The organism is Vogesella sp. LIG4 (genome assembly GCF_900090205.1).
Classification (GTDB): Bacteria; Pseudomonadota; Gammaproteobacteria; order Burkholderiales; family Chromobacteriaceae; genus Vogesella.
Map to the genome: position 1 here is coordinate 1,000,293 of NZ_LT607802.1, position 25,187 is coordinate 1,025,479.

The 25,187-nt window shown below is 66.8% G+C and carries 19 protein-coding genes and 1 other RNA gene; 10 read left to right on the plus strand and 10 right to left on the minus strand.

The genetic code is table 11. The features are described from left to right. Window positions 1-101: 101 nt before the first annotated feature. Window positions 102-1,538: a sigma-54-dependent Fis family transcriptional regulator gene (locus PSELUDRAFT_RS04765; protein ID WP_088965757.1), complete on the minus strand. Its 1,437-nt coding sequence runs from the start codon at window positions 1,536-1,538 to the stop codon at window positions 102-104. Window positions 1,539-1,859: 321 nt separating this feature from the next. On the opposite strand from PSELUDRAFT_RS04765, the gene PSELUDRAFT_RS04770 reads away from it, so the two are divergent. The 8 genes from PSELUDRAFT_RS04770 (at window position 1,860) to PSELUDRAFT_RS04805 (ending at window position 10,514) form a co-directional block, all read left to right on the plus strand. Further along, the gene (locus PSELUDRAFT_RS04770; RefSeq protein ID WP_231895360.1) at window positions 1,860-2,642 is read left to right on the plus strand and encodes an ATP-binding cassette domain-containing protein; all 783 of its coding nucleotides are present in this window, start codon (window positions 1,860-1,862) and stop codon (window positions 2,640-2,642) included. Between the two features lie 85 nt (window positions 2,643-2,727). Then, window positions 2,728-3,504, plus strand: a complete 777-nt coding sequence (locus tag PSELUDRAFT_RS04775) for a transporter substrate-binding domain-containing protein (RefSeq protein WP_197693933.1) — start codon at window positions 2,728-2,730, stop codon at window positions 3,502-3,504. Window positions 3,505-3,585: 81 nt separating this feature from the next. Beyond that, window positions 3,586-4,296, plus strand: coding sequence for an ABC transporter permease (locus PSELUDRAFT_RS04780; protein WP_088965759.1), 711 nt, complete (start codon window positions 3,586-3,588; stop codon window positions 4,294-4,296). A gap of 13 nt (window positions 4,297-4,309) precedes the next feature. Continuing rightward, window positions 4,310-5,005, plus strand: a complete 696-nt coding sequence (locus tag PSELUDRAFT_RS04785; RefSeq protein WP_088965760.1) for an ABC transporter permease — start codon at window positions 4,310-4,312, stop codon at window positions 5,003-5,005. Window positions 5,006-5,030: 25 nt separating this feature from the next. Beyond that, the gene (locus tag PSELUDRAFT_RS04790; RefSeq protein WP_088965761.1) at window positions 5,031-6,215 is read left to right on the plus strand and encodes a pyridoxal phosphate-dependent aminotransferase; all 1,185 of its coding nucleotides are present in this window, start codon (window positions 5,031-5,033) and stop codon (window positions 6,213-6,215) included. Window positions 6,216-6,378: 163 nt separating this feature from the next. Then, window positions 6,379-7,980, plus strand: coding sequence for a 5-guanidino-2-oxopentanoate decarboxylase (locus PSELUDRAFT_RS04795; RefSeq protein WP_088965762.1), 1,602 nt, complete (start codon window positions 6,379-6,381; stop codon window positions 7,978-7,980). Window positions 7,981-8,021: 41 nt separating this feature from the next. Then, window positions 8,022-9,509, plus strand: coding sequence for an aldehyde dehydrogenase (locus tag PSELUDRAFT_RS04800; RefSeq protein ID WP_088965763.1), 1,488 nt, complete (start codon window positions 8,022-8,024; stop codon window positions 9,507-9,509). A gap of 174 nt (window positions 9,510-9,683) precedes the next feature. Continuing rightward, window positions 9,684-10,514 (plus strand): ABC transporter substrate-binding protein, encoded by an 831-nt coding sequence (locus tag PSELUDRAFT_RS04805; protein ID WP_088965764.1) that lies wholly within the window; start codon window positions 9,684-9,686, stop codon window positions 10,512-10,514. Window positions 10,515-10,547: 33 nt separating this feature from the next. Here PSELUDRAFT_RS04805 and PSELUDRAFT_RS04810 read toward each other — a convergent pair whose 3' ends face one another. Continuing rightward, a complete protein-coding gene (locus PSELUDRAFT_RS04810) occupies window positions 10,548-12,056 on the minus strand; it encodes a PLP-dependent aminotransferase family protein (RefSeq protein WP_088965765.1) in 1,509 nt (502 codons plus the stop codon). Between the two features lie 157 nt (window positions 12,057-12,213). Between PSELUDRAFT_RS04810 and gabP the strand changes: the two genes are divergently transcribed. Continuing rightward, window positions 12,214-13,617 carry a GABA permease gene (gabP, locus tag PSELUDRAFT_RS04815; RefSeq protein WP_088965766.1) on the plus strand — a complete coding sequence of 468 codons (1,404 nt, stop codon included), beginning with the start codon at window positions 12,214-12,216 and terminating at the stop codon, window positions 13,615-13,617. Window positions 13,618-14,288: 671 nt separating this feature from the next. Here the strand turns inward: gabP and tolQ are convergent. The 8 genes from tolQ to rnpB all read right to left on the minus strand — a co-directional run bounded on the left by tolQ (window position 14,289) and on the right by rnpB (window position 21,454). Next, window positions 14,289-14,948: a protein TolQ gene (tolQ, locus tag PSELUDRAFT_RS04820; RefSeq protein WP_369800107.1), complete on the minus strand. Its 660-nt coding sequence runs from the start codon at window positions 14,946-14,948 to the stop codon at window positions 14,289-14,291. A 24-nt stretch (window positions 14,949-14,972) separates the two neighbouring features. Next, window positions 14,973-15,533, minus strand: a complete 561-nt coding sequence (locus tag PSELUDRAFT_RS04825; protein WP_179947569.1) for an L-threonylcarbamoyladenylate synthase — start codon at window positions 15,531-15,533, stop codon at window positions 14,973-14,975. Window positions 15,534-15,604: 71 nt separating this feature from the next. Then, the gene (locus PSELUDRAFT_RS04830; protein ID WP_197693934.1) at window positions 15,605-16,324 is read right to left on the minus strand and encodes an ABC transporter substrate-binding protein; all 720 of its coding nucleotides are present in this window, start codon (window positions 16,322-16,324) and stop codon (window positions 15,605-15,607) included. A 106-nt stretch (window positions 16,325-16,430) separates the two neighbouring features. Then, on the minus strand, window positions 16,431-17,708 hold the full coding sequence (purD, locus tag PSELUDRAFT_RS04835) for a phosphoribosylamine--glycine ligase (protein ID WP_088965769.1): 1,278 nt from the start codon (window positions 17,706-17,708) through the stop codon (window positions 16,431-16,433). A gap of 94 nt (window positions 17,709-17,802) precedes the next feature. After that, window positions 17,803-19,380: a bifunctional phosphoribosylaminoimidazolecarboxamide formyltransferase/IMP cyclohydrolase gene (purH, locus tag PSELUDRAFT_RS04840; protein ID WP_088965770.1), complete on the minus strand. Its 1,578-nt coding sequence runs from the start codon at window positions 19,378-19,380 to the stop codon at window positions 17,803-17,805. A 174-nt stretch (window positions 19,381-19,554) separates the two neighbouring features. Beyond that, complete coding sequence (locus PSELUDRAFT_RS04845; RefSeq protein WP_088965771.1) at window positions 19,555-19,791, minus strand: helix-turn-helix domain-containing protein; 237 nt, start codon at window positions 19,789-19,791, stop codon at window positions 19,555-19,557. Window positions 19,792-19,815: 24 nt separating this feature from the next. Beyond that, complete coding sequence (dusB, locus tag PSELUDRAFT_RS04850; protein ID WP_088965772.1) at window positions 19,816-20,844, minus strand: tRNA dihydrouridine synthase DusB; 1,029 nt, start codon at window positions 20,842-20,844, stop codon at window positions 19,816-19,818. A gap of 158 nt (window positions 20,845-21,002) precedes the next feature. Further along, an RNA gene (rnpB, locus tag PSELUDRAFT_RS04855) (RNase P RNA component class A) lies at window positions 21,003-21,454 on the minus strand. A 121-nt stretch (window positions 21,455-21,575) separates the two neighbouring features. On the opposite strand from rnpB, the gene PSELUDRAFT_RS04860 reads away from it, so the two are divergent. Beyond that, window positions 21,576-24,704 (plus strand): EAL domain-containing protein, encoded by a 3,129-nt coding sequence (locus tag PSELUDRAFT_RS04860; RefSeq protein WP_088965773.1) that lies wholly within the window; start codon window positions 21,576-21,578, stop codon window positions 24,702-24,704. Window positions 24,705-25,187 lie beyond the last annotated feature (483 nt).

The window sequence follows — 25,187 nt, forward strand, 5'->3', positions numbered from 1 at the left end:
TACCCGCGCAGAACCAACCACTCATCCCACAACGCCATGCGGCCAACCTTTCACCCGAAGGGTTGGCCGCATATGCTCCGGCAGCTGGCTGTCTGCCGGCCCTAGCCGCCCACCACCTGCTGGGTGAGGCGGATGCCGTATTTCTTCATCTTGTACTGCAGCGTGGCGCGCGGCAGGCCGCACTGGCGCGCCGCCTCCGACAGGTTGGGGTAGCGCTTCAGGTAGTACAGCAGCAGGCTGCGCTCGTAGGCGGCCAGTTGCTCGTCCAGTGTGCCGCCACCCTCGGCCGGCGTCGCCGGCAGCGGTGCTTCCGCAGCCGGTGGCGGCAGCCGCGCGGCTGCCTTTTCGTCGCTGGCCTGCTCGTCGTCCTCCAGCAGCACGAAATCCAGTTCCTCGCCGTTTTCGCAGAAGATCAGGCTGCGCAGGATGATGTTCTCCAGCATGCGCACATTGCCCGGCCAGCTGTGGCGTTGCAGCCGGTCCAGCACTGCGTTGCTGATGCGCTTCACCCGGTTGCCGGTGAGCTTGCCGTTTCGCTCCAGGAAGGCCTGCGCCAGCAGCGGGATGTCACGCTTGCGCTCGCGCAGCGGCGGAATGGTGAGGTAGCCCACGTTCAGCCGGTACAGCAGGTCCGGGCGGATGCGCTGTCGCTCCAGCATCTGCTGCGGCGATTCGTTGGTGGCGGCGATGATGCGCACGTCCACCTGGCATTCCTTGCTGGAGCCGACGCGGCGGAAGGTCTGCTCCTGCAGCGCGCGCAGCAGTTTGCCCTGCACCGCCAGCGGCATGGAGTTGAGTTCGTCCAGGAACAGCGTGCCGCCGTGGGCGCTTTCCAGCAGGCCGGCGCGGTCCTCGGCACCGGTGAAGGCGCCCTTCACGGTGCCGAACAGCGCGCTTTCGAACAGCTGCTCCGGCATGGCCGCACAGTTCAGCACCAGGTAGGGCTTGCCGGCGCGCTCGCTGTGGGTGTGTAGCAGGCGCGCGAACAGCTCCTTGCCGGTACCGGTTTCGCCGTAGATCAGCACTTGCACGTCGGTGTTGGCCAGCCGCTGCGCCTGCTGCACCAGCTTCTGCATCGCCGGCTCGCAGGTGATGATGCCGTCGTCGGTCTGTGCCTGCTGCGCCTGCAGCCGCTGCTGCAGATCGACGAACTGTTCGTGCAGGTGGTTGATCACCGACAGGTCGCGGGCAATCTCGATGGCGCCGATGATCTCGCCATGCCCGCCCTGCAGCGGCAGCGTGGTGTGTACCTGGTGCACCGGCTTGCCGCTGGCGTTGTAGTACAGCTGGTACTGGTTGTGGTAGCGCTTGCCCTGGTATGCCGCCTGCAGCAGCGTGCTGCTGTGCTGATTCATCTTCGGATAGACCTGCAGCAGCGGGTTGCCCAGCGCGTGGGCGGCCAGGTAGTCGTCCTGGCGGGCGCTTTCCTCGTTGTAATACACGTAGTTGCCGTCGTTATCGACAATGGCGACCGGCTGCGGCAGGGAGTCGAGGAACTCCGTGAAAATGCCCAGCGCCGCGGTGAGTTGCGCGTCCATGTGTGTCTCCTCCCGGTGCTCCCGTTTGTTGGGGCACCCTGTAGTCTTTGTATTTTTTCTATTGATACCATGCCCGCGACGGCGGCGTCCGCAAACTGTCCCTGCCGGCCGCCAGATATCTGGCAGTTACGCAACTATCTACGCATCCACTAAAAATCCGCCAAAGGCAAACTTGATCCAAGTCAATGTTTTTACTTGGATTTTCCCACGCTTCGCCGGTGGCACGCTTCCTGCTGAAACGCTCCCCATCATGACGCCGATACCACGCCCCGCGCGGTATCCAGAACAGGGAGAGACACCTTGCACCAGCCGTCCACCACCGTGCCCCCCGGGCAACCCATCATCGACATCCGCGAGCTGCACAAGCGCTTTGGCGACCATCACGTGCTCAAGGGGGTGTCCTTCACCGCCCACCAGGGCGAGGTGGTGTCGCTGATCGGCGCCAGCGGCTCCGGCAAGAGCACCCTGCTGCGCTGCATGAATCTGCTGGAGGTGCCGGACAGCGGCCAGGTGCTGATCTCCGGCGAGGAGGTGGCGCTGACGCAGAACCGTCGTGGCCAGACGGTGATCGCCAACCCACCGCAGGTGGAGCGCATCCGCACCCGGCTGGGCATGGTGTTCCAGAACTTCAACCTGTGGCCGCACATGACGGTGCTGGAAAACCTGATCGAGGTACCCACCCGCGTGCTGGGCCAGCCGCGCAAGGAAGCCATCGAGCTGGCGGAATCGCTGCTGGCCAAGGTGGGCATTGCCGACAAGCGCCACAGCTACCCGGCCTTCCTGTCCGGCGGCCAGCAGCAGCGCGTGGCGATTGCCCGCGCACTGGCCACCCGCCCGGCGGTGATGCTGTTCGACGAGCCGACCTCGGCACTGGACCCGGAGCTGGTGGGTGAGGTGCTGAAGGTGATCCGCGACCTGGCGCAGGACGGCTGCACCATGGTGCTGGTCACCCACGAAATGGCCTTCGCCCGCGACGTGTCCAGCAAGGTGATGTTCCTGCACCAGGGGCGCATCGAGGAGTCCGGCAGCGCGAGCCAGGTGTTCGGCAACCCCAGCAGCGAACGCTGCCGCCAGTTCGTCAACGCACAAACCTGCCGCGCCTGAGCTTGCGGCCAACATTGAACCAACTTCAGCGGCACTGCCGCACCCACCCAGGCTGTCCTGCATCACCCACCCATCAGGAGAACGAATGATGAAAACCAGACTGCTGTCCCTGTGCTGTGCCATGTCCTTCGGTTTGCTCGCCGCCGGCGCCATGGCCGCCGCGCCGCTGAAGATCGGTGTGGCCGCCGAGCCCTACCCGCCGTTTTCCATCAAGAACAGCAACGGCCAGTGGTCCGGCTTCGAGGTGGAGCTTGTCAACCGCCTGTGCCAGGAGATGAAAACCCAGTGCCAGATCACCGAAGTGGCCTGGGACGGCATCATCCCCTCGCTGCAGGGCAAGAAGATCGACGTGATCTTCAACTCCATGTCGATTACCCCGGAGCGGCAGAAGGTGATCGCCTTCAGCAAACCCTACTACTACACCGACGCCATGTTCGTGGGCGCCAAGGGCAGCAAGCTGGACCTGAGCCCGGCCGGCCTGCACGGCAAGACCATAGGCGTGCAGTCGTCCACCACCAATGCCAACTTCGTGCAGAAGCGCTACGCCCAGGGCGTCAACATCAAGTACTACAACACCCAGGACGAGCTGAACGCCGACATGGCCGCCGGCCGCATCGACGTGATGCTGCTGGATGCACTGGCCGCCGACCTGTACCTGAGCAGCAAGGACGGCGCCAACCTGGAATCCAAGGGCCTGGCACCGCGTGACCCGGTGTTCGGCCCCGGCATCGGCGCCGGCCTACGCAAGCAGGACGTGGCGCTGAAGCAGCAGTTCGATGCCGCCATCGGCAAGCTGCTGAAGAACGGCAGCTACGACGCCATCCAGAAGAAGTATTTCAAGATCAGCGTGGCCCCGAAGTAAGCCGGCACGGGCCTGCGCCGGCAACGGCCGGGCCCGTCACGACGCACACCGCCCGAATACCCACCGCAAGGGAATGACGTCATGAGCTGGTTGCAACACGTTTTTGACACCGTGGTACTCGACTGGGGGCCGGCGATGCTGGATGGCGCGCTGGTTACCCTGCAGATTTCCGCCGGCGCCTTTTCCGTCGGCCTGGTCATCGGCCTCATGGTGGCCATGACCAAACTGGCCGGCCCGCGCCCGCTGGTGCTGCTGGCCAACCTGTACACCAGCATCTGCCGCGCCGTACCGGAGCTGCTGCTGATCCTGCTGCTGTATTACGCCGGCGGCGACCTGATCAACTTCGTCCTGGCGCAGTTCGGCCAGGGCCCGGCGCCGATCAACGGCTTCATCGCCGCCGTGGTGGTGCTGGGCATCGTGCAGGGCGCCTACGCCGGCGAGATCATCCGCGGCGCCATCCAGTCGATCCCGCCCGGCCACATCGAGGCGGCACGCGCCTTCGGCTGCCGCCGCGGCATGGTACTGCAGCGCATCATCCTGCCGGAGATGCTGCCCTACGCACTGGGCGGGCTGTCCAACCTGTGGCTCATCCTGATCAAGGACAGCGCGCTGATCAGCGTGGTGGGCTACAGCGAGCTGCTGTTCACCACCAAGCAGGCCGCCGGCTCCACCCGCGAATACCTGCTGTTCTACATCTCGGTATCGGTGGTCTACCTGCTGATCACCCTGCTCTCCAACCTGCTGTTCAGCCGCTTCGATCGCCGCATCGGCCGCTGGATGCCCGCCCACTGACCGGGAGCGCGACATGGATTTTTCCTGGCTTACCCAATACAGCCCGCAGCTGTGGCTGGCACTGCTTACCACCGTGGAGCTGCTGCTGATCTCCGGCGTGCTGGGCTTTCTGCTGGCGGTGCTGGTGGCCTTTGGCCGGCTGTCGAAGCAGCCTTTCATCGCCTGGCTCAGCCTGTCCTACACCAACCTGATCCGCGGCACGCCGCTCCTGGTGCAGATCTACGTGATGTATTACGGCCTGGGCAGCCTGTTCCAGAACAGCCCGCTGCTGCGCGACAGCTGGCTATGGCCCTACCTGCGAGAAGGCTTCTGGTACGTGGCGCTGGCGCTCACCCTCAGCGTGGGCGGCTACCTGGGCGAGGTGATCAAGGGCGGCCTGCGCGGCGTGCCCAAGGGCGAGCTGGAAGCCGCCCGCGCGCTGGGCATGCCGCGCAGCCTGCTGATCCGCCGCATCTGGCTGCCGCGCACGCTGTACATGCTGCTGCCCACCCTGGCAGGGGAGTCGGTGATGCTGCTCAAGTCCACCGCGCTGGCCTCCACCGTGGCGGTAATGGACGCGCTGGGCCTGGCCAACCTGATCCGCAACCAGACCTTTCTCACCTACGAACCGCTGCTGTTGATGGCCGGCCTGTACCTGCTGCTGGCGCTGATCATCGAGCAGTCGTTCAAGCGGCTGGAATCCCGGCTGCCGTTCCGCAACACGCTGTAAGAACCCGTTTACGAGGATCACCCGCATGCACTACTCCAGTCTGGTAGACCGCCTGGCCGGCAAACGCACCGATGCCTGGCAGATTCACTACGCCGCCCTGCAGGCACAGGCCCAGGGCCAGGAAGTGTTCGTTCTCAGCGTGGGCGACCCCGATTTCGCCACCCCGGAACACATCACCGAACGCGCGGTGAGCGCGCTGCGCGGCGGCGACACCCACTACAGCGAGGTGAACGGCCGCCTGGGGCTGCGCCGCGCCATCGCCGCCATGCACAGCGAGGAAACCGGCCAGCCGGTGGATGCCGACCAGGTGATCGTGGTCGGCGGCGCGCAGAACGGCCTGTTCGCCGTGGCGCAGTGCCTGTGCCAGGCCGGTGACGAAGTGCTGGTGCCGGAGCCGATGTACCTCACCTACGAAGCCAGCATCCGCGCCAGCGGCGCCACCCTGGTGCCGGTGCCGGTGAGCGTGGAGGAAGGCTTCCACATTCGCCCGGAGGCGTTTGCCGCCGCCATCACCCCGCGCACCCGCGCCATCTTCATCGCCACCCCCAACAACCCCAGCGGCGCGGTGATGACGCGCGAGGAGCTGGATGCCATCGCCGCGCTGGCCAAGGCCCACGACCTGTGGGTGGTGTCGGACGAAGTGTACGCCAGCCTTACCTTCGAGCGTCCGCACATCAGCATGGTGAGCCTGCCGGGCATGGCCGAGCGCACCGTCACCATCGGCAGCCTGTCCAAATCGCACGCCATGGCCGGCTGGCGCACCGGCTGGGTGGTGGCGCCGCGCGAGCTGATCATCCACCTGGAGCGGCTGGCGCTGTGCATGCTGTACGGCCTGCCCGGCTTCGTGCAGGAGGCCGCCCAGCTGGCGGTGGAACAGCGCGGCCCGGTGATCGCCGCCATGCGCGACACCTACCGCCGCCGCCGCGACGTGTGCCACCAGCTGCTGTCGAAAGTGCCCGGCCTGCGCTGCCGCCTGCCGGAAGCCGGCATGTTCATGCTGCTGGACGTGCGCGGCACCGGCCTCAGCGCCCATGACTTCGCCTGGCAGCTGTTCCGCGAAACCGGCGTGTCGGTGCTGGATGCCAGCGCCTTCGGCGACACCGCCGCCGGCTTCGTGCGCCTGGGCTTCGTGCTGGACGAGGCGCGGCTGGCGGAAGCCTGCCGCCGCATCGCCCGCTTTGTGACCCAGCTGCAGGCGCAGCCAGCATGAGAGCCTGCACACGATCTGCTGCGCGTCGGCGATACGGCGTGAATTCGACTCAGGGATGCGCATTGACTCCATGTCAATTCCGCTTCCTCAGCCGGTTTCGCCTTGTCTCGCTCTAGCTCGCTAGATCGTGAGCACGCTCTACGACTCAAGAAAGGAGCGCAATATGAAAACCCTGGGCGTCTACCTGACCGAACTGTTGGCCGCATACGGTGTGGATACCGTGTTCGGCATCCCCGGCGTGCATACCGTGGAGCTGTACCGCGGCCTCGCCGACAGCCCCATCCGCCATATCACCGCCCGCCACGAGCAGAGCCTGGGCTTCATGGCCGACGGCTACGCCCGCGTCAGCGGCAAGCCCGGCGTGTGCCTGGTGATCTCCGGCCCCGGCCTCACCAACACCCTCACCGCCATGGGCCAGGCCTATTCCGACTCGGTGCCGATGCTGGTGATCTCCGGCGTCAACGCGCTGGGCAAGCTGGGCTCCGGCAACGGCTACCTGCACGAGCTGCCGGACCAGCAGGCGCTGGCCAGCCAGGTGTGCGCCTTCAGCCACAGCCTGACCCGCGCCGAGGAGCTGCCGCAGGTGCTGGCGCGCGCCTTCGCGGTGTTCGACGGCGCCCGGCCGCGCCCGGTGCATATCGAGATTCCGCTGGACCTGATGTCGGCGCCGGCCGACCACCTGCCGCTGCCGCTGCGCCCGCCGCGGCTGAGCCGTGGCGCCGCGCCGGCCGGCGAGCTGGCACTGGCCGCCAAACAGCTGCGCGAAGCCAGCCGGCCGCTGCTGCTGGTGGGCGGCGGCGCCACCGCCGCTGCCGCCGACATCGCCCGGCTGGCCGAGCTGCTGGATGCGCCCACCCTGATGACCATCAACGCGCGCGGCGTGCTGCCCGCCGGCCACCCGCTGGCGCTGTCCTGCACGCCGTCGCTGCCGGCGGCGCGCGCGCTGATCGACAGCAGCGACGTGGTGCTGGCCATCGGCACCGAGATCGGCCCCACCGACTACGACATGTACGCCGACGGCGGCTTCACGCTGCCCGGGCGGCTGATCCGCATCGATATCGACCCGCAGCAGCTGTTCCGCAACCGCGCCGCCGACCTGCCGCTGCTGGGTGACGCCGCCGCCAGCGTGGCCGCGCTCTGCCTGCTGCTGAACGGGCCGTGCGCCAGCCGCCAGGGCGCCGAACGCGCGGCGCGGGCTCGTGCAGGATTTGCCGAGCAGCTGGACGCGCAAAGCCGCGACGACCTGGCGCTGCTGCACCAGGTGCGCGACGCGCTGCCGCAGGCGCGCTGGGTGGGCGACTCCACCCGCCTGGTGTACGCCGGCAACCTCGGCTTCGATGCGCTGGCGCCGCGCCACTGGTTCAACGCCTCGGTGGGCTTCGGCGCGCTGGGTTACGGCCTGCCGGCGGCGATAGGCGCCGCACTGGCCGCCGCGCCGCAACCGGTGATCTGCCTCGCCGGCGACGGCGGCTTCCAGTTCACCCTGGCCGAGCTGGGCACCGCGGTGGAAAGCGACACCCCGCTGATCGTGCTGCTGCTCAACAACCGCTGCTACGGCGAAATCCGCGCCGCGATGCAGGCGGTGGCGGTAACGCCGCTGGGCGTGGACCTGCACAGCCCGGACTTCGTGGCACTGGCCCGCGCCTATGGCTGGCACGCCGAGCGTGTCATCGGCAACGGCGCCATCGTGGCGGCGGTGCAGGCCGCCGCCGGCCGCCGCCAGCCTACCCTGATCGAAATTCCGGCTCCGGCGCCGGGGCAGTAAGCCGCCTTCACTGACCGGACGCTGACCAACAAGGAACCGAGATGGACAAGAACTTTGCATACTGGCAAGCCCGCGCCGCCGCGCTGCCCGTCGAACTGCGCGCCTTCATCGACGGCGCCTACAGCTGGGCCGCCGACGGCGAAACCCTGCCCTGCATCAGCCCGGCCGATGGCCGCCTGCTGGGCGAATTCGCCCGCTGCGGCAGTGCCGACGTGGATCGTGCGGTAGCCGCCGCCCGCCGCAGCTTCGAGGCCGGCAGCTGGTCGCGACTGGCGCCGCGCGAGCGCAAGGCGGTGCTGCTGCGCTGGGCTGCCCTGCTGCGCGAGCACAGCGAGGAACTGGCGCTGCTGGAAACGCTGGACGTGGGCAAGCCCATCGGCGACACCACCGCCATCGACCTGCCCAGCACCCTCTATTGCCTGGAATGGTACGCCGAGGCCATCGACAAACAGCATGGCGAGGTGATTCCGGGCGACGGCAGCTTTCTCGGCACCGTCACCCGCGAGCCGATAGGCGTGGTCGGCGCCATCGTGCCGTGGAACTACCCGCTGCTGATGGCGATGTGGAAACTGGCGCCGGCGCTGGCCACCGGCAACAGCGTGCTGCTCAAGCCGTCGGAGCGCTCGCCGCTGACCGCGCTGCGCATCGCCGCGCTGGCGCGCGAGGCCGGGCTGCCGGACGGCGTGCTGAACGTGCTGCCGGGCGACGGCAAGGTGGGCGATCTGCTGGCGCGCCACGCCGACGTGGACTGCATCGCCTTCACCGGCTCCGGCGCGGTTGGCCGCAAGATCCTGCACGCCGCCGCCGACAGCAATATGAAGCGGGTGTGGACCGAGCTGGGCGGCAAGTCGCCCAATATCGTGTTCGACGACGTGGCGGATATCGAACAGGCCGCCAGCAGCGCGGCGTTTGCCATCTTCTACAACCTGGGCCAGGTGTGCAGCGCCGGCTCGCGCGTGCTGGTTCAGCGCAGCATCCTGCCCGCCTTCCGCGCGGCGCTGCTGGCGGTAGCCACCGATTGCGTGCCCGGCCACCCGCTGGACCCGGCCACCCGCTTTGGCGCGCTGGTGGACCGCGTTCACTGCGACAACGTGGCGCGCTATGTCGAGCTGGGCCGCAGCGAAGCCACGCTGCTCACCGGCGGCCAGCGCCTGGCGCAGGACGGCGGCTGCTACCTGCAACCCACGGTGTTCGAGTGCGCCAGCGGCGACGAGCGCATCGCGCGCGAGGAGATTTTCGGCCCGGTGCTGGTGATCGTGCCCTTCGACGACGAGGAGGATGCCATCCGCCTGGCCAATGACAGCGACTACGGCCTGGCCGCCGCGCTGTGGAGCCGCGACATCGGCCGCGTGCACGCGGTAGGCAGCCGCCTGCGCGCCGGCACGGTATGGGTGAACTGCTACGACGAGCTGGCGGACATGAACTTCCCCTTCGGCGGCTACAAGCAATCCGGCAACGGCCGCGACAACTCGCTGCACGCGCTGGACAAGTACACCGAGCTCAAATCCACCATCATGCGTCTGCGTTGATGCTTTTTCGGGGTGCGGCCGGGGGGCGGCCGCACCTTTTTTTACCCTGCCCACTCCTCCACGCTGCTTGCCACGCCACAACCGGCCGCAGCATCGCTTGATCTGGCGCAACTGTGCCTGCCGGATGCCTGACGCGCTGTCGATTACTAGTACATCTCATTTACAATAGCGGTCATGGTTAACCAGCTGCTACGTCTTTGCCTGCTGCTCACCGGGCTGACGAGCCTGGCCGCCAGTGCCTTTGCCGCCCCGCTGCCGCTGGTGGTGGCGCTGGGTGAGCACAAACCTCCCTACATCCTGCAGGACAAGCACGCCGGTATCGAATACGAGCTGGTCACCACCGCCTTGCGCAATGCCGGCTACGAGCCGCAGGTGGTGTTCATGCCCAACCAGCGCGCGCAGCAGGCGCTGACCGAAGGGCGGGTGGACGCCGCCATCTCGCGCAACGGCCCCTTCGTGTCGGTGCCCTATATCGCCTACCACAATATGGCGCTGACGCTGTGCGAGCGCCGGCTGCGGCTGGGCAGCATCAACGACCTGACCCGCTACCGGGTGGCGGCCTTTCACAATGCGCAGCGCTTTCTCGGCCCCGAGTACGCCGCCATGACGCGCGACAGCCACGATTACACCGAGGTATCGCCGCAGCCCATTCTCGGCAACCTGCTGTACACCGGCCGCAGCGATGTGGTGATCTCCGACCTGTTCGTGTTTCTCGGCCTGACGCCGCAGCTGTCGCTGCCGGCCGGCGCCATCCGCCCGGTGTGCAGCCACGCGCTGTTCCCGCCCACGCTGTACTCGCTGTCGTTCCGCAGCCCGGAAGCCTGGCAGCGCTTCAACCAGGCCATCCGCCAGCTGGCGCGCAGCGGCTTCTACGCCAAACTGGCACGCAGCTACCAGCTGCAGGACAAGCAGGGCCACGCGTTGTTCAGCCCGGACACCGTGGTGCGCACCCCACCCGGCGGCCAGCGCTGGGTGGCACCCATCAGCGCGTCGCAACCCCGCTAGCAGCCCGCTGTCTTGTCGGCCTTGCGGCCAACCTTACAGCCCGCAACCGTGGCGGATCACCCGCGCCAGGGTGGCGAAGTGGCGGGCGATGTCAGCCTCGTCCACGTGGGCATAGCCCAGCAGCAGGCCGGGCTGCGGCTGCGGGCCGCGGTAGTACTGGCTTAGCGGCCGGGTGAGGATGCCGGCCGCCATCGCCGCCTCGCACAGCGCCTGGTCGTTGCTGCCCTGCGGCAGCCCCAGCACCAGGTGCAGGCCGGCGGCGCCGTCATGCACCGGCAACCGCTCGCCGAAATGCTGGCGAATGGCGGTGAGCAGCGCCTGGCGCCGCCGCGCGTACAGCTGACGCATGCGGCGGATGTGGGCGACGAAGTGGCCCTCTGCAATGAAATCCGCCAGCACCGCCTGCGTCAGGTACTGGCCGCCGCGATACAGCTCGGACAAACCGGTCTGGAAGCTTTCCACCAGCGCCTCCGGCACCACCATGTAGGCCAGCCGCAGCCCCGGGTAGATCACCTTGGAAAAGGTGGCGAGATAAATCACCCGCCCGTGCGCATCCAGCCCCTGCAGCGAGGGCAGCGGCGGGCGGCCGTAGCGGAATTCGCTGTCGTAGTCGTCCTCCACGATCCAGCAGTTGTGGCGCCGCGCATAGGCCAGCAGCCGGCGCCGCCGCGCCAGGCTCATCACCGCGCCCAGCGGGTACTGGTGCGAGGGCGATACGTAGATCAGCCGCGGCACGCCCTGGCGCATGCCCTCGTCCAGCTTCAGCCCCTGTTCGTCCACCGCCACCGGCAGCGTGTTCAGCCCGGCGCTGCGCCATACGCTGTGCACGCCCCAGTAGCCGGGGTCTTCCACCCAGGCCGCATCGCCGCTGTCGGCCAGCAGCAGCGACACCAGCTGCATGGCGGCGTGGGTGCCGTTGGTGACGATGATCTGCTCCGGCGCGCAACGCACGCCGCGCGAGCTGCGCAGGTAGTCGGCCAGCTGCTGGCGCAGCGCCGGCAGCCCCGGCCCCACCGCGTAGGTGAGCAGGTCCGGCTGCGGCTTGCGCCACTGGCGGTTCTGCAGCCGCATCCAGATGCGCGCTGGAAAGGTGCGCACCTCCGGCACGCCGGGCATGAAGGCGCCCCACTGCCGCTCGGCGGCGCCGGCCTGCGCCACCAGCGCCTGGCCGCGCCCGGAAATGGCCGCCAGCGCCGGCGGCGCTGCGGCAGGCTGTGCGGTGTCGTGGCCTACCAGCCGGTCCGGGCGGGTATCCAGCACGAAAGTGCCCTGGCCGACGCCGGCGCTGACATAGCCCTCTGCGGCCAACCTTTCGTAGACGTGGATCACCGTATTGCGCGCCACGCCCAGCTCGCTGGCCAGCTGGCGCGACGACGGCAGCCGCAGCCCCGGCGGCAGCTGCTCCTGCAGCATGGCGTCGCGCAGCAGGCGGTACAGCTGCTGGTTGTTGGCCTCGTGGCTGGCGGGGTCGAACTGCTGCTGCAACAGGTCGGCCAGCAGCGGCGAACTACCGCTGCTGGCGGCGGGTGGCAAGGTGGACACGGGCCATTGGCTCCATCAGAAAAACACGATTGGGTCTAATTATATCGCCAATGGCCCCTTACACTGCCGGCCTGCATTCCCCCCAATGCAAACATGACAATAAAAAAACAAGGGCCGTACCCGCGGCCTTCCCTGGATCAATAGAGAGTAATAGTTGATGAGTGCACCCTCCTCCGGCTTGAGTCACGGGCTCAAGCAACGTCACGTCACCATGTTGTCGATTGCCGGCGTCATCGGCGCCGGCCTGTTCGTGGGCTCCGGCCACGCCATCGCCGAAGCCGGCCCCGCCGTACTGCTGGCCTACGGCATTGCCGGCCTGCTGGTAGTGCTGGTCATGCGCATGCTGGGCGAAATGGCCGTGGCCTCGCCCGATACCGGCTCGTTCTCCACCTATGCCGACCGCGCCATCGGCCACTGGGCCGGCTACATGATCGGCTGGCTGTACTGGTGGTTCTGGGTGCTGGTGATTCCGCTGGAAGCCAACGCCGCCGCCACCATCCTGCACACCTGGTTCAGCGGCGTGCCGATGTGGCTGTTCGCACTGGGCATCACCATGCTGCTGACCATCACCAACCTGTTCAGCGTGAAGAACTACGGCGAGTTCGAGTTCTGGTTCGCACTGGTGAAAGTGATCGCCATCGTTGCCTTCCTGGCCATTGCCGGCGCCGCCATCTGCGGCCTGATTCCGGGCAGCCAGGTCAGCGGTGTGGCCAATCTGTTCAGCCACGGCGGCTTCATGCCCAACGGCTTCCAGGCAGTGCTGGGCGCCATGCTCACCACCATGTTCACCTTCCTCGGCACCGAGATCGTCACCATTGCCGCGGCGGAATCCGACAACCCGCAGCAGCAGATCACCAAGGCCACCAACTCGGTGGTATGGCGTATCTGTCTGTTCTACCTGGGCTCCATCTTCGTGGTAACCGCGCTGGTGGCGTGGAACGACCCGGCACTGGCAGCGCAAGGCTCCTACCAGCGCACGCTGCAGCTGATCGGCATCCCCAATGCCAAGGCGATTGTTGACGTGGTGGTGCTGATTTCGGTGGCCAGCTGCCTGAACTCGGCGCTGTATACCGCCTCGCGCATGCTGTACTCGCTGGCCACCCGCCGCGATGCACTGCAGCAGTTCGGCAGCGTGGCCCCCAACGGCACGCCGCAGAAGGCTGTGCTGGGCTCCATGGTGGTGGGCTTCCTCACCGTGATCGCCAACTACCTGATGCCGAAGGAAGTGTTCGACATCCTGCTGGCCACCTCCGGCACCATCGCGCTGCTGGTCTACCTGGTGATTGCCATCTCCCAGCTGCGCATGCGCCAGCGCATGATCGCCGCCGGCGAAGCCCCGGCATTCAAGATGTGGCTGTTCCCGTGGCTGACCTGGGCAGTGATCCTGTTCATCTGCGCCGTGGTGGTGCTGATGGCGATTCGCCCGGACCATCGCATCGAAGTGATCGGCACCGGCGTGCTGACCGCGCTGCTGCTGGCGGTGGGCTGGGTACGCGCCCGCATGTTCGGCACCCCGTGGGCGCGCAGCAGCACGCTGCGCCCGGCCACCAGCCGCGCCTGATTTTTGTTTGACCCTGCTGTGTCCCAGCACTCGCCCGTCGCCTGCGCGACGGGCATTTTTTTGCCTGTAGCCGTGCCCCGGATTCGCCTACGGCTTATCCGGGCTACAACTGGTCGCTTTGCAGGGTAGGGTTGGCCGCAGCAACAAGTTCACAAGGATGCGGCCAACGTTGTGAGGCACCCAAACTGCCCCACGGGGAGCGCCGGCAAAAACGGTATCCGCAAGGTTTTAAGCGGCCGCTTTGTCTGAGCCGCGCGACGTTAGCGCGCGGCGAGTTCGGCCGCGCCTTGCGGGTGCCGTTTTTGACGGGGTTTCGCGGACCACCATTGATTTTTTGAATCATCCGGCGAGCGGGGGTGGAGGGGGAGGCGGCACGCCCCCCTCCCCGTACGCCGGGCGGAACCGGCGACTTCAATCAACATCCGCGCAGCGGATTCCACCCCCGACAACACCAACAAGGCGCCGCGGTAAACGTTGGGCTTCGCTTCGCTCAACCGCAACCTACGTGCCGAAAGCCCGGTAACGCCGGGCGTTCCGCCGACGATGCCCAACGTTGGCCGCATGCGGCGGAACGCCCCGCTGGGGCTTCCGCCCTACGCATCGGTACCGTCACATGAAAAAAGCCGCCCACCCGAAGGTGAGCGGCTTTGCCTTGTACGCAGCAAGCCGGCTTAGCGTGCCGCCAGCCGCTGCAGGATGTTGGAGAACTCCTCCATGAAGGCATCGAAGCGCCCGGCCAGACGGTCCACATCGGCGGCAAAGCGGTTGTAGGCCACTACCGCCGGAATCGCCGCGAACAGGCCGATGGCGGTGGCGATCAGCGCCTCGGCAATACCCGGCGCCACGGTGGCCAGCGTGGCCTGGCCGGCATTACCCAGCCCGATGAAGGCATGCATGATGCCCCACACCGTGCCGAACAGGCCGATATACGGGCTCACCGAGCCCACGGTGGCGAGGAAAGCGTTGTGGTGGTCCAGCGCATCCAGCTCGCGCTGTGCGGCGGCGCGCATGGCGCGGCGGGCGCCGTCCAGCTGGTCGGAGGCATCCATGCCGTTCTGGCGGCGCAGCTTGAGGAATTCGGCAAAGCCGGCCTGGAACAGCTTCTCGCTGCCGGAGGCGTCGGTATTCACCCGCGAAGTCTCGTACAGGCTGGTGAGGTCCACGCCGCTCCAGAATTTCTGCTCGAAATCCTGGGTGGCGCGGCGGGTGCGGCTCAGCACCACCAGCTTGTTGAAGATGATGCCCCAGGACAACAGCGACAGCAGCACCAGACCCGCCATCACCAGCTGCACCGGCAGGCTGGCGTGGACGATCAGGCTGAACATGGAAATTTCCTGCACATTGGCTCCTTGCGATCAGCGCAGCACGCGGCCGCTGTCCAGATCGATGATGGTGGAAGGTTTGCGGCGCTTGCCGATGCGGCCATCCAGCGTCAGCACCTGCTCGCCGAACTCCTGGCGGCAGGCACGGGCGCTGCGCAGCGATTTCTGCCCGGCGCGGTTGGCCGAGGTGGACACCAGCGGCGAGCCCAGCGCCAGGCACAGCGCGGCAGCCGGGCCGTGCGCGGTGATGCGCACCGCGATCTTGTCGTGCCGGCCGCGCAGCAGCTGCGGCACCCGGCGCGAGGCCGGCAGCAAAAAGGTGTACGGGCCGGGCCAGTAGCGGTTCACCACCGCCAGCTGTGCCGGCGTCAGTGGGCGGATCAGCGGGCGCAGCTGTTCAAGGTTGGCCGCAATCACGATCAGCCCCTTGTGGTTGGGGCGGGCCTTGATGGCGAGGATGCGGCGGATGGCGCGCACATTGAACGGGTCACAGCCCAGGCCGAAGCAGGACTCGGTGGCATAGGCCAGGACACCGCCGTGGCGGAAGCGGGCGCGGGCGGCATGCAGCGCGCCGGCGCGGGGCAGTTGCGGCAACAGTGTTCTCACGTGGGTGGCAATAGGGCAAGCAAGCTGGACAGACCATGCGGCCACGGGCCGGGTTCCGCTCAGTCGCGCAGATAATGGGCGTTGATTTTAGCGACAGTGCCGTCTTTCTGCATCTTGTGCAGCGTGTCGTTGAGTTGGCCCACCAGCTGGTCGCTCAGGCCAAGGTTGCAGGCCAGGTACATGAAGGTGGTGTTGAAGGTGAGCACCGGGCGGATATTGCCGGCCTTCTCGCGCGCCGCCAGCTGCGCGCCGATGTACTTGCCGGTGGCCCAGTAGTCGATGCGCCCGGCCTGCAGCTTGCGCACGTTCTGCTCGTCGCTGTTGGCCAGGTCCACGTCGAAATTGCGGGCGATCAGGTACTGCGCCACCGCGTCGCCGGCATAGCCGCCCAGGCGGTAGCGGCGCGCATCCTCCAGGGTATTGGGCACCCGTGGATTGTCGCTGCGCGCGTACAGCACCCACGGGTTTTCCGCTACCGGGCCTATCCACTTGAACAGGCTTTCGCGCGGGTCGGTGCGGGTGGTGGAGTAGACGCAGGTGCCCGGCTCCAGCACCGCGCGGTTGAAGGCGCGCAGCCAGGGCAGCAGTTCGATGCTGTAGCGGATGCCGTTGCGCTGCATCAGCTCGCGCACGATATCGGTGGCGGAGCCGCTGATCTGGCTGTTGGCCGCCAGCATATTGAACGGCGGGTAGTCCTCGGTGAGCAGCCTGAGCGTGACCGGATCGGCCGCCCAGGCCGTGGCGGCAAGCAACAACAGGCCGAATGCTAGAAGGCGCATGACCATTCCCCCGCTGGCAATACGCTTTCAGTCTAGACAGCAAACACCGCTGGCCAAAAACAGAAACGGCGCCCGTAGGCGCCGTTGTCTGCCATGCGGCCAACGTTTACTTCTGGCGGCCGATGGCGCGGTTGCCGATGTCGCGGCGCAGCTGCTTGCCGGCAAACTGGATCTGGTCGGCCACGGCGTAGGCTTTCTGCTGGGCAATCCTCACGCTGTCACCCAGGCCCACCACGCACAGCACGCGGCCGCCGCTGGTCACCAGCTGGCCGCCGGCATCGAAGCTGGAGCCGGCATGGAAGGTCATGGTGTCTTCGCTGTCGGCCGGAATCTGGCTGATCAGGTCGCCCTTGCGCGGCGCGTCCGGGTAGCCTTCGGCTGCCAGTACCACGCCCAGCGCCACGCGGCGGTCCCAGTCGGCTTCCACCGTATCCAGCTTGCCGTTGACGCCGGCTTCCAGCAGCACGGTGAAGTCGGACTTCAGGCGCGCCATGATGGGCTGGGTTTCCGGGTCGCCGAAGCGGCAGTTGAACTCGATGGTGAACGGGTTGCCGCTGGCGTCGATCATCAGCCCGGCGTACAGGAAGCCGGTGTACGGCTGGCCGTCGGCCTTCATGCCGCGCACGGTGGGCAGAATGATCTCGCGCATCACGCGGGCATGCACTTCCGGGGTAACCACCGGAGCCGGGCTGTAGGCGCCCATGCCGCCGGTGTTGGGGCCCTGGTCGCCATCCTTCAGCCGCTTGTGGTCCTGGCTGGTAGCCATGGCCAGCACGTGCTCGCCATCCACCATCACGATGAAGCTGGCTTCCTCGCCCTGCAGGAAGTCTTCGATCACCACGCGTGCGCCGGCATCGCCCATCTTGTTGCCCACCAGCATGTCGTCGATGGCGGCATGCGCTTCGTCCAGCGTCATCGCCACCACCACGCCCTTGCCGGCGGCCAGGCCGTCGGCCTTGATCACGATGGGCGCGCCCTTGCGGCCAACGTAGTCATGCGCGGCGGCGGCATCGCTGAAGGTTTCGTAGCCGGCGGTGGGGATGCCGTGGCGCTTCATGAACGCCTTGGCGAAATCCTTGGAGCTTTCCAGCTGCGCGCAGAACTGCGTCGGGCCGAAGATCTTCAGCCCGGCAGCGCGGAAGGCATCCACCACGCCGGCGGCCAGCGGCGCCTCGGGGCCGACCACGGTCAGCTCCACCTTCTCGGCGCGGGCGAATTCCACCAGCTCGGCAATGGCGGTGATGGGCACATTGGTCAGGTAGGCATCCAGCTCGGTGCCGGCGTTGCCCGGCGCCACGAATACCTTGGACACGCGCGGGGACTGCGCAATGCGCCAGGACAGCGCGTGCTCGCGGCCGCCGGAACCGATGACAAGTACTTTCATGGCTTCTCTCTGTAGGGCGGAAGCCCCGCCAGGGGCGTTCCGCCTGCAAAAACAAAACGAATCAGGGCGCCTGCTCGCGCAGCGCCCCGTAGCCTTAGTGGCGGAAGTGGCGTACGCCGGTCAGCACCATGGCGATGCCGTGCTCGTCGGCGGCGGCAAATACTTCGTCGTCACGCATGGAGCCACCCGGCTGGATGATGGCCTTGATGCCCTGCTCGGCGATCACGTCGATGCCGTCGCGGAACGGGAAGAAGGCATCGGAGGAAGCGACGGCACCCTGCAGGGTCAGGCCGGCATCCTGCGCCTTGCGGGCGGCAATGCGGGTGGAGTCCACGCGGCTCATCTGGCCGGCGCCGATACCGGCGGTCTGGCCATTCTTGCAGAATACGATGGCGTTGGACTTCACGTACTTGGCCACGCGCCAGGCGAACAGCAGGTCGGCCATTTCCTGTTCGGTCGGGGCACGCTTGGTCACTACGCGCAGCTCGTCCAGGCCTACGTTGCGGATGTCCGGGGTCTGCACCAGTACGCCGCCGCCCACGCGCTTCAGTTCGTAGCGGTTGGCGCCGGCTTCCAGCGGAATCTCCAGCACGCGCACGTTCTTCTTGGCCGCGATCAGCGCCTTGGCTTCATCGGTGAACGCCGGTGCCAGCAGCACTTCCAGGAACTGGCCGGTTACCGCTTCCACGGTTTCGGCATCCACCGGGCGGTTGAAGGCGATGATGCCGCCGAAGGCGCTGGTGGTGTCGGTGGCGAACGCCAGCTTGTAGGCGGTCAGGGTGTCGGCGGCAATGGCCACGCCGCACGGGTTGGCATGCTTCACGATCACGCAGGCCGGGGCGTCGAAGGTTTTCACCGCTTCCCACGCCGCATCGGCGTCGGCGATGTTGTTGTAGGACAATTCCTTGCCCTGCAGCTGGCGGTAGTTGGCGATGGAGCCGGCAGCCGGGTCCAGGTCGCGGTAGAAGGCGGCCGCCTGGTGCGGGTTCTCGCCGTAGCGCATGTCCTGCACCTTGATGAACTGGGCGTTCAGGCGGTTCGGGAAGGCGAAGCGTTCCGGCACGCCGCTGTCCACGCCTTCGGCCAGGCTGGTCAGGTAGTTGGAGATGGCGCCATCGTAGGCGGCAGTGTGGGTGAAGGCTTTCTTCGACAGGTTCAGGCGGGTGAGCTTGGACAGCTTGCCGGCATTGGCCTGCATCTCGTCAACCAGCGCCACGTAGTCTTCGGCATCGGTCACGATGGCCACGTGCTGCCAGTTCTTGGCGGCGGAGCGCACCATGGTCGGGCCGCCGATGTCGATGTTCTCGATGGCGTCTTCCAGCGTGCAGTCGGACTTGGCGATGGTGGCTTCGAACGGGTAGAGGTTCACGCATACCAGGTCGATGTTGCCGATGCCGTGCTCCTGCATGGTGGCCACGTGCTCCGGCAGGTCGCGACGGCCGAGGATGCCGCCGTGCACTTTCGGGTGCAGGGTCTTCACGCGGCCGTCCAGCATTTCCGGAAAGCCGGTGTAGTCCGATACGTCGATCACCGGCACGCCGGCATCGCGCAGCAGCTTGGAAGTGCCGCCGGTGGAAAGGATTTCAACGCCAAAGCCGGCCAGTGCCTGGGCAAATGCCAGCACGCCGGTTTTGTCAGAAACGCTGATCAGCGCACGTTCGATCTTGGTCATGGTTTACCACTTTCAAAGTTAACGTAGCCGCAAGCAGGCTTGCGGCCAACTTAAATGCTGTCTGCCGGCGGCGCGCCCGCGCCACCAGCCTGGTGATCCCGTCCCCCGCCCCTGCTTTGCAGGGGAGTTCGCTAGTCAAAAGAAAAGCCACCCGGGTACACGGGTGGCTAGGGTTCAGATCAGGTCGTAGGCCTTCATCTTCTTGCGCAGTGTGTTGCGATTGAGGCCCAGTAGTTCGGCCGCGCGCGTCTGGTTGCCCTGGGTGTGGACCAGCACCACTTCCAGCAGCGGTTTTTCCACACAGGCCAGCACCATGTCGTAGATGGCCGCCGGCGTCTCCCCGTCCAGGTCGCGGAAGTACTGCTCCATCGCCAAGCGCACGCTCAAGGAAATATCGTCATTATTCTGCATGATGTTATCGACTATTCCGGGTTCTCAATCGGCTACCGCGTCGGTCTCGGCCACGCTGTCTGCCAGGTATTCCAGCCGCTCGGAATGCTCCGCCAGCCAGTTGAAATATTGCGCCACCGCCTGTTGCTGCTCGGCGGTACTTTCCAGCCGGTACATTGCCTGGCGGAAGTCGTTGCTGCCGCGCAGCCCCTTGGTGTACCAGGCGATGTGCTTGCGCGCGATGCGGCAGCCGCTGTATTCGCCGTAGAAGTCGTACAGCTCCGTCAGATGTGCACCCATCACCGCCGCAATGTCGGTGATGCGCGGCGGCGGCAGGGTCTCGCCGCTGTCCAGGTAGTGCTGGATCTCGCGGAAGATCCACGGCCGGCCCTGCGCGGCGCGGCCGATCATGATGGCGTCGGCGCCGGTGTAATCCAGTACGTATTTCGCTTTTTGCGGGCTGTCGATGTCGCCGTTGGCCACCACCGGAATGCTGATCGCCTGCTTTACCGCGGCAATGGTGTCGTACTCGGCGGCGCCGCGGTACATGTCCTCGCGGGTGCGGCCGTGCAGCGCCAGGGCGGCGATGCCGGCATCCTCGGCCATGCGCGCCACCTGCAGCGCGGTCTTCACGTCACTGCTCCAGCCGGTGCGGGTCTTCAGCGTTACCGGCACGTCCACCGCCTTCACCACCTGCTCCAGGATGCGGCCAACGTTGTCCAGGTCGCGCAGCAGCGCCGAGCCGGCAGCCACGTTGCACACCTTCTTCGCCGGGCAGCCCATGTTGATGTCGATGATCTGCGCACCGTGCTCCACGTTCAGCCGCGCGGCATCGGCCAGCATCTGCGGCTCTCCGCCAGCGATCTGCACCACGATGGGTTCCACTTCGCCTTCGTGATTCGCCCGCCGCAGCGTCTTGGGCGTGGTCCACAGCGCCTTGTTGGCGGTGATCATTTCCGACACCGCCATCCCGGCGCCCATCTTCTTGCACAGCATGCGGAACGGCCGGTCGGTCACGCCCGCCATGGGCGCCACGATCAGGCGGTTCTTGAGCTGGTAAGGGCCGATTTGCATGGCAAATGAAAGGGATGGCTACGGAAAAGGGTCGCCATTGTACTGCCTTTTATCGCGGTGGTAAAAAGCTTTTTGCCTATTTTTTAAGCTATGACAATAGCCAGCGGAAATGCTGCAAAGCGGTGCGCGGCAGCCTTGGCCGCCGCGTGAAGAAGAGGGTGGGAAGTCAGCCGGTAAGCCGGGTTCTGTCGTTGAACAGTCATTCCTCTAGTCCTGCCGTTACCGACAGGCTCAAGCAACCTACCCGGGTACAGCGCGGGCCACGCCAATGTACCCCTATTTGGTCTTGCTCCGGATGGGGTTTAGCCTGCCGTCCGCATCACTGCGTCCGCGGTGCGCTCTTACCGCGCCGGGGTTACCCCCGGCGGCTCCCGAAGGAGTCCACCTTTTCACCCTTGCCTGTGCCGTCCTTGCGGATTCTCATTCAGGGACAAGCCCTGCCTGAAAAGACCTTGCCACCCTTGCGGGTAACAAGTCCGGCCATCGGCGGTTCAGCTCTCTGTTCCACTTTCCGTCGCCTCGCGACGCCTGGCCGTTAGCCAGCATCCTGCCCTGTGGAGCCCGGACTTTCCTCCCCGTGCAAGCACGCGGCGACTGTCTGGCCAACTTCCCGGCGCGGATTGTACCCGATGCGCTGTCATAAAGCTCGCCACCCTGACAATTATCAAGCCGTGAACTAACGTGGTTTTTATAATCAGCAGACCCACCCGCCCATATAAATAACAATATCCATGCACCGCATCCAGAACCGGCTGCTGCGCCTGCAGCTGCTCGGCATGCTGGGCACCGTCGTCACCGTGGTGACCCTGCTGGCCGGCTATTTCTTCTACCAGCACTGGCAGGACTTCCAGCTCAGCCGTGCGGCCAACCAGCGCCAGAGCGAACTGCGCGGCCAGGCTTTCCTGCGCGCCTGGGGCGAACATGCGCGCATGCAGCTGGAAGCGCTGCACAGCCAGTCCAGCGACACCCTGCAGCAGCGCATCCGCGAACAGGTGGACACCGCCGCCACGCTGGCCAATGCGCTGTACCAGCGGCAGAAGAGCACCCGCCTGCCGGAGCACATCCAGCGCGACATCATCGAGTCGCTGCGCCCGCTGCGCTACTTCGAAGGCCGCGGCTACTTTTTCGTGGACGGCATGGACGGCCGCTGCCTGCTGCTGCCCACCAGCCCGGAGCGCGAAGGCAACTCGCTGCTGAGCAACCGCGACGACCAGGGCACCTACATCATGCAGGCGCTGATCAAGGCCGCCGCCTCGCCGCCGGGCAGCGGTTTCGTGCACTACCGCTGGGCCCGCCCCGGCGAGCGCTCGATGTCCGACAAGATCGCCTACGTGCGCTACTTTGCGCCCTACCACTGGCTGATCGGCGGTGGCGAATACCTGCGAGATAGCGAAGAAGACATGCAGCAGCAGGGCCTGGCCATGCTGCGCAAGCAACAGGTGGCGCAGCACAGCGGCATTGCCGTCTACGACACACAGGGCCGCACCCTGCTGAGTTTCGACAACCGGCACAACCGCCAGGAAGGCGGCGGCGTGCTGCAGGCGCTGGCGCTGAGCAACCCGCCGGGCAGCGTGTTCAGCTTCGAACAGCAGGAAGGCGAACAGCGCGCCACCTACACCGCCTACGTCACCACCATGCCGCAATGGCACTGGCGCGTGGTCGCCGTCGCCCGGCACGATACGCTGACCAGCGGCAACGACGACGACAACCGCCTGCTGGAAACCACCCGCAACCGGGTACTGGCTACCAGCGGCATCCTGGCCGGCACCCTGCTGCTGGCGCTGCTGTTCTCCTGGCACTACGCGCGCTGGATGCACCAGCTGGTGGACCGCTTCCGCCTGCAGCTCAGCGAAAAGGAACGCCTGCTGGAGGCCAATGCCCGCGACCTGGAGCTTACCCGCCACATGAGCGACAGCGCCGCCGACATCATTGCGCTGCGCGACAGCAACGGCCGCGTGGTCTACCTCAACCAGCGCGCCCGCGAATGCTTCGCCGGCGAACACAGCCCGGAACTACAGCAGCTGTTTGCCGGCCCGCTGGACGAAGACACCCCGCAGGAGCTGGGTATCACCACCCTGCAGGGCCCGCAGGTGCTGGAAGTGCAACGCACCCGCGTCTGCTTCGGCGGCGAGCAGTTCGACTGCATCACCGCCCGCGACGTCAGCGCCCGCGTGGCGCAGCAGCACGAGCTGCGGCTGGCGGCCAAGGTGTTCGAGGCCAGCACCGAGGCCATCCTGATTACCGACGCCCGCAGCCGCATCCTGGCGGTGAACCGTGCCTTCAGCACCATTACCGGCTACACCGAGGCCGAGGCGCTGGGCCACAGCCCGGCGCTGCTGGCCTCCGGCCGCCACGACGCGCAGTTCTACGAGGCAATGTGGAGCCACCTGCGCGCCCGCGGCCAGTGGGCCGGCGAAATCTGGAACCGCCGCAAGAGCGGCGAGGTATACCCGGAATGGCTCACCATCAGCGCGCTGCGCGACGAGAGCGGCGCGCTCACCCACTACGTGGCGCTGTTCTCCGACATCAGCGAGCGCAAGGAAGCCGAAGCGCGGGTGCAGCACCTGGCGGAATACGACTATCTGACCGACCTGCCCAACCGCCTGCTGCTCACCGACCGGCTGCAGCAGGCGCTGCGCCTGGCCCACCGCGGCGACGGCAAGGTGGCGGTGCTGTTCATGGACCTGGACCGCTTCAAGAACATCAACGACTCGCTGGGCCACGCCACCGGCGACGCGCTGCTGCAGGCAGTGGCGCGGCGCACCCATGGCGAGCTGCGCGACATGGATACCGTTGGCCGCACCGGCGGCGACGAGTTCGTCATCATCCTGCCGGAGCTCAGCGACAGCGCCCAGGCCGCCAGCGTGGCCGAGCGCATCCTGGAAGCGCTGCAGGCGCCGTTCTCGCTGGACGGCCACCAGCTGGTGGTCAGCGCCAGCATCGGCATCGCCATCAGCCCGGACGACGGCAGCAATGCCGCGCTGCTGCTGAAGAACGCCGACATGGCGATGTACGAGGCCAAGGCCGCCGGGCGCAACAACTTCCACTTCTTCAACCGCCACATGACGCGGCAGGCCAACGAGAGGCTGCAGCTGGAAGGCCGCCTGCGCGCCGCGCTGGCCGGCGGCGAATTCCACCTCGCCATGCAGCCCAAGGTGCACATGGCCAACCGCCGGCTCACCGGCTTCGAGGCGCTGCTGCGCTGGACCGACAGCGCCGGCCAGAGCATTCCGCCCACCCGCTTCATCCCGGTGGCGGAAGACTCCGGCCTGATCGTGGAAATCGGCCTGTGGGTGCTGCGCGAATCCTGCCGCGTGGCCGCCGCCTGGCCGCGTGGCGCCACCCCGTTCACCGTGGCGGTGAACGCCTCGCCGCGCCAGCTCGCCCAGCCGGGCTTTGCCGGCGAAGTGGCGCGCGCGCTGGCCGACAGCGGCCTGCCGGCGGCGCAGCTGGAAATCGAAGTGACCGAAAACGCGCTGCTGCAGAAAACCGGCGTGGTACAGCAGACCCTGGCGCAGCTGAAAGCGCTGGGCGTGCGCCTGGCGGTGGACGACTTCGGCACCGGCTACTCCAGCCTGGCCTACCTGAAGAACTTCGCCCCCGACACGGTGAAGATAGACCGCTGCTTCGTCACCAATCTGGAGGCGCGGCACGACAATGCCGCCATCGTGCTCGCCATCATCACCCTGGCGAAAAGCCTGGGCATGGAAGCGCTGGCGGAAGGGGTGGAAACCGAAGCCGAATTCACCGCCCTCGCCACGCTGGGCTGCGACACGGTGCAGGGCTACCTGACCGGCAAACCGCTGCCGCTGGACGAGGCGGCGGCACTGGTGGCGGCAGAGGTGGAACGCGCCGAGTAGGGCGGATGCCCGGTGGCACCGGGCGATCCGCCATCAGCTTGGCCGCAAGATGGCGCAATACGGCGGAACGCCCCTGCGGGGCTTCCGCCCTACGGAACACGTGCCGAATCAAAGCGTAAAAGCATGCGGCCAACGTTGTGAAGCGCCAGACTGCCCCACGGGGAGCGCCGGCAAAAACGGTATCCGCAAGGTTTTAAGCGGCCGCTTTGTCTGAGCCGCGCGACGTTAGCGCGCGGCGAGTTCGGCCGCGCCTTGCGGGTGCCGTTTTTGGCGGGGTTTCGCGGACCACCCTATCGAACCATCCGGCGACTTCAAACATCATCCGCGCAGCGGATTCCACACCCGACAACACCACCAAACCAACCCGGTAAACGTTGGGCTTCGCTACGCTCAACCCAAGCTACCCCCGGTGGCGGCGGAGGTGAGTCACCCCATGTAGGGCGGGTTGGCCGCAGGCCATACCCGCGAAAGGTTGGCGGCTTG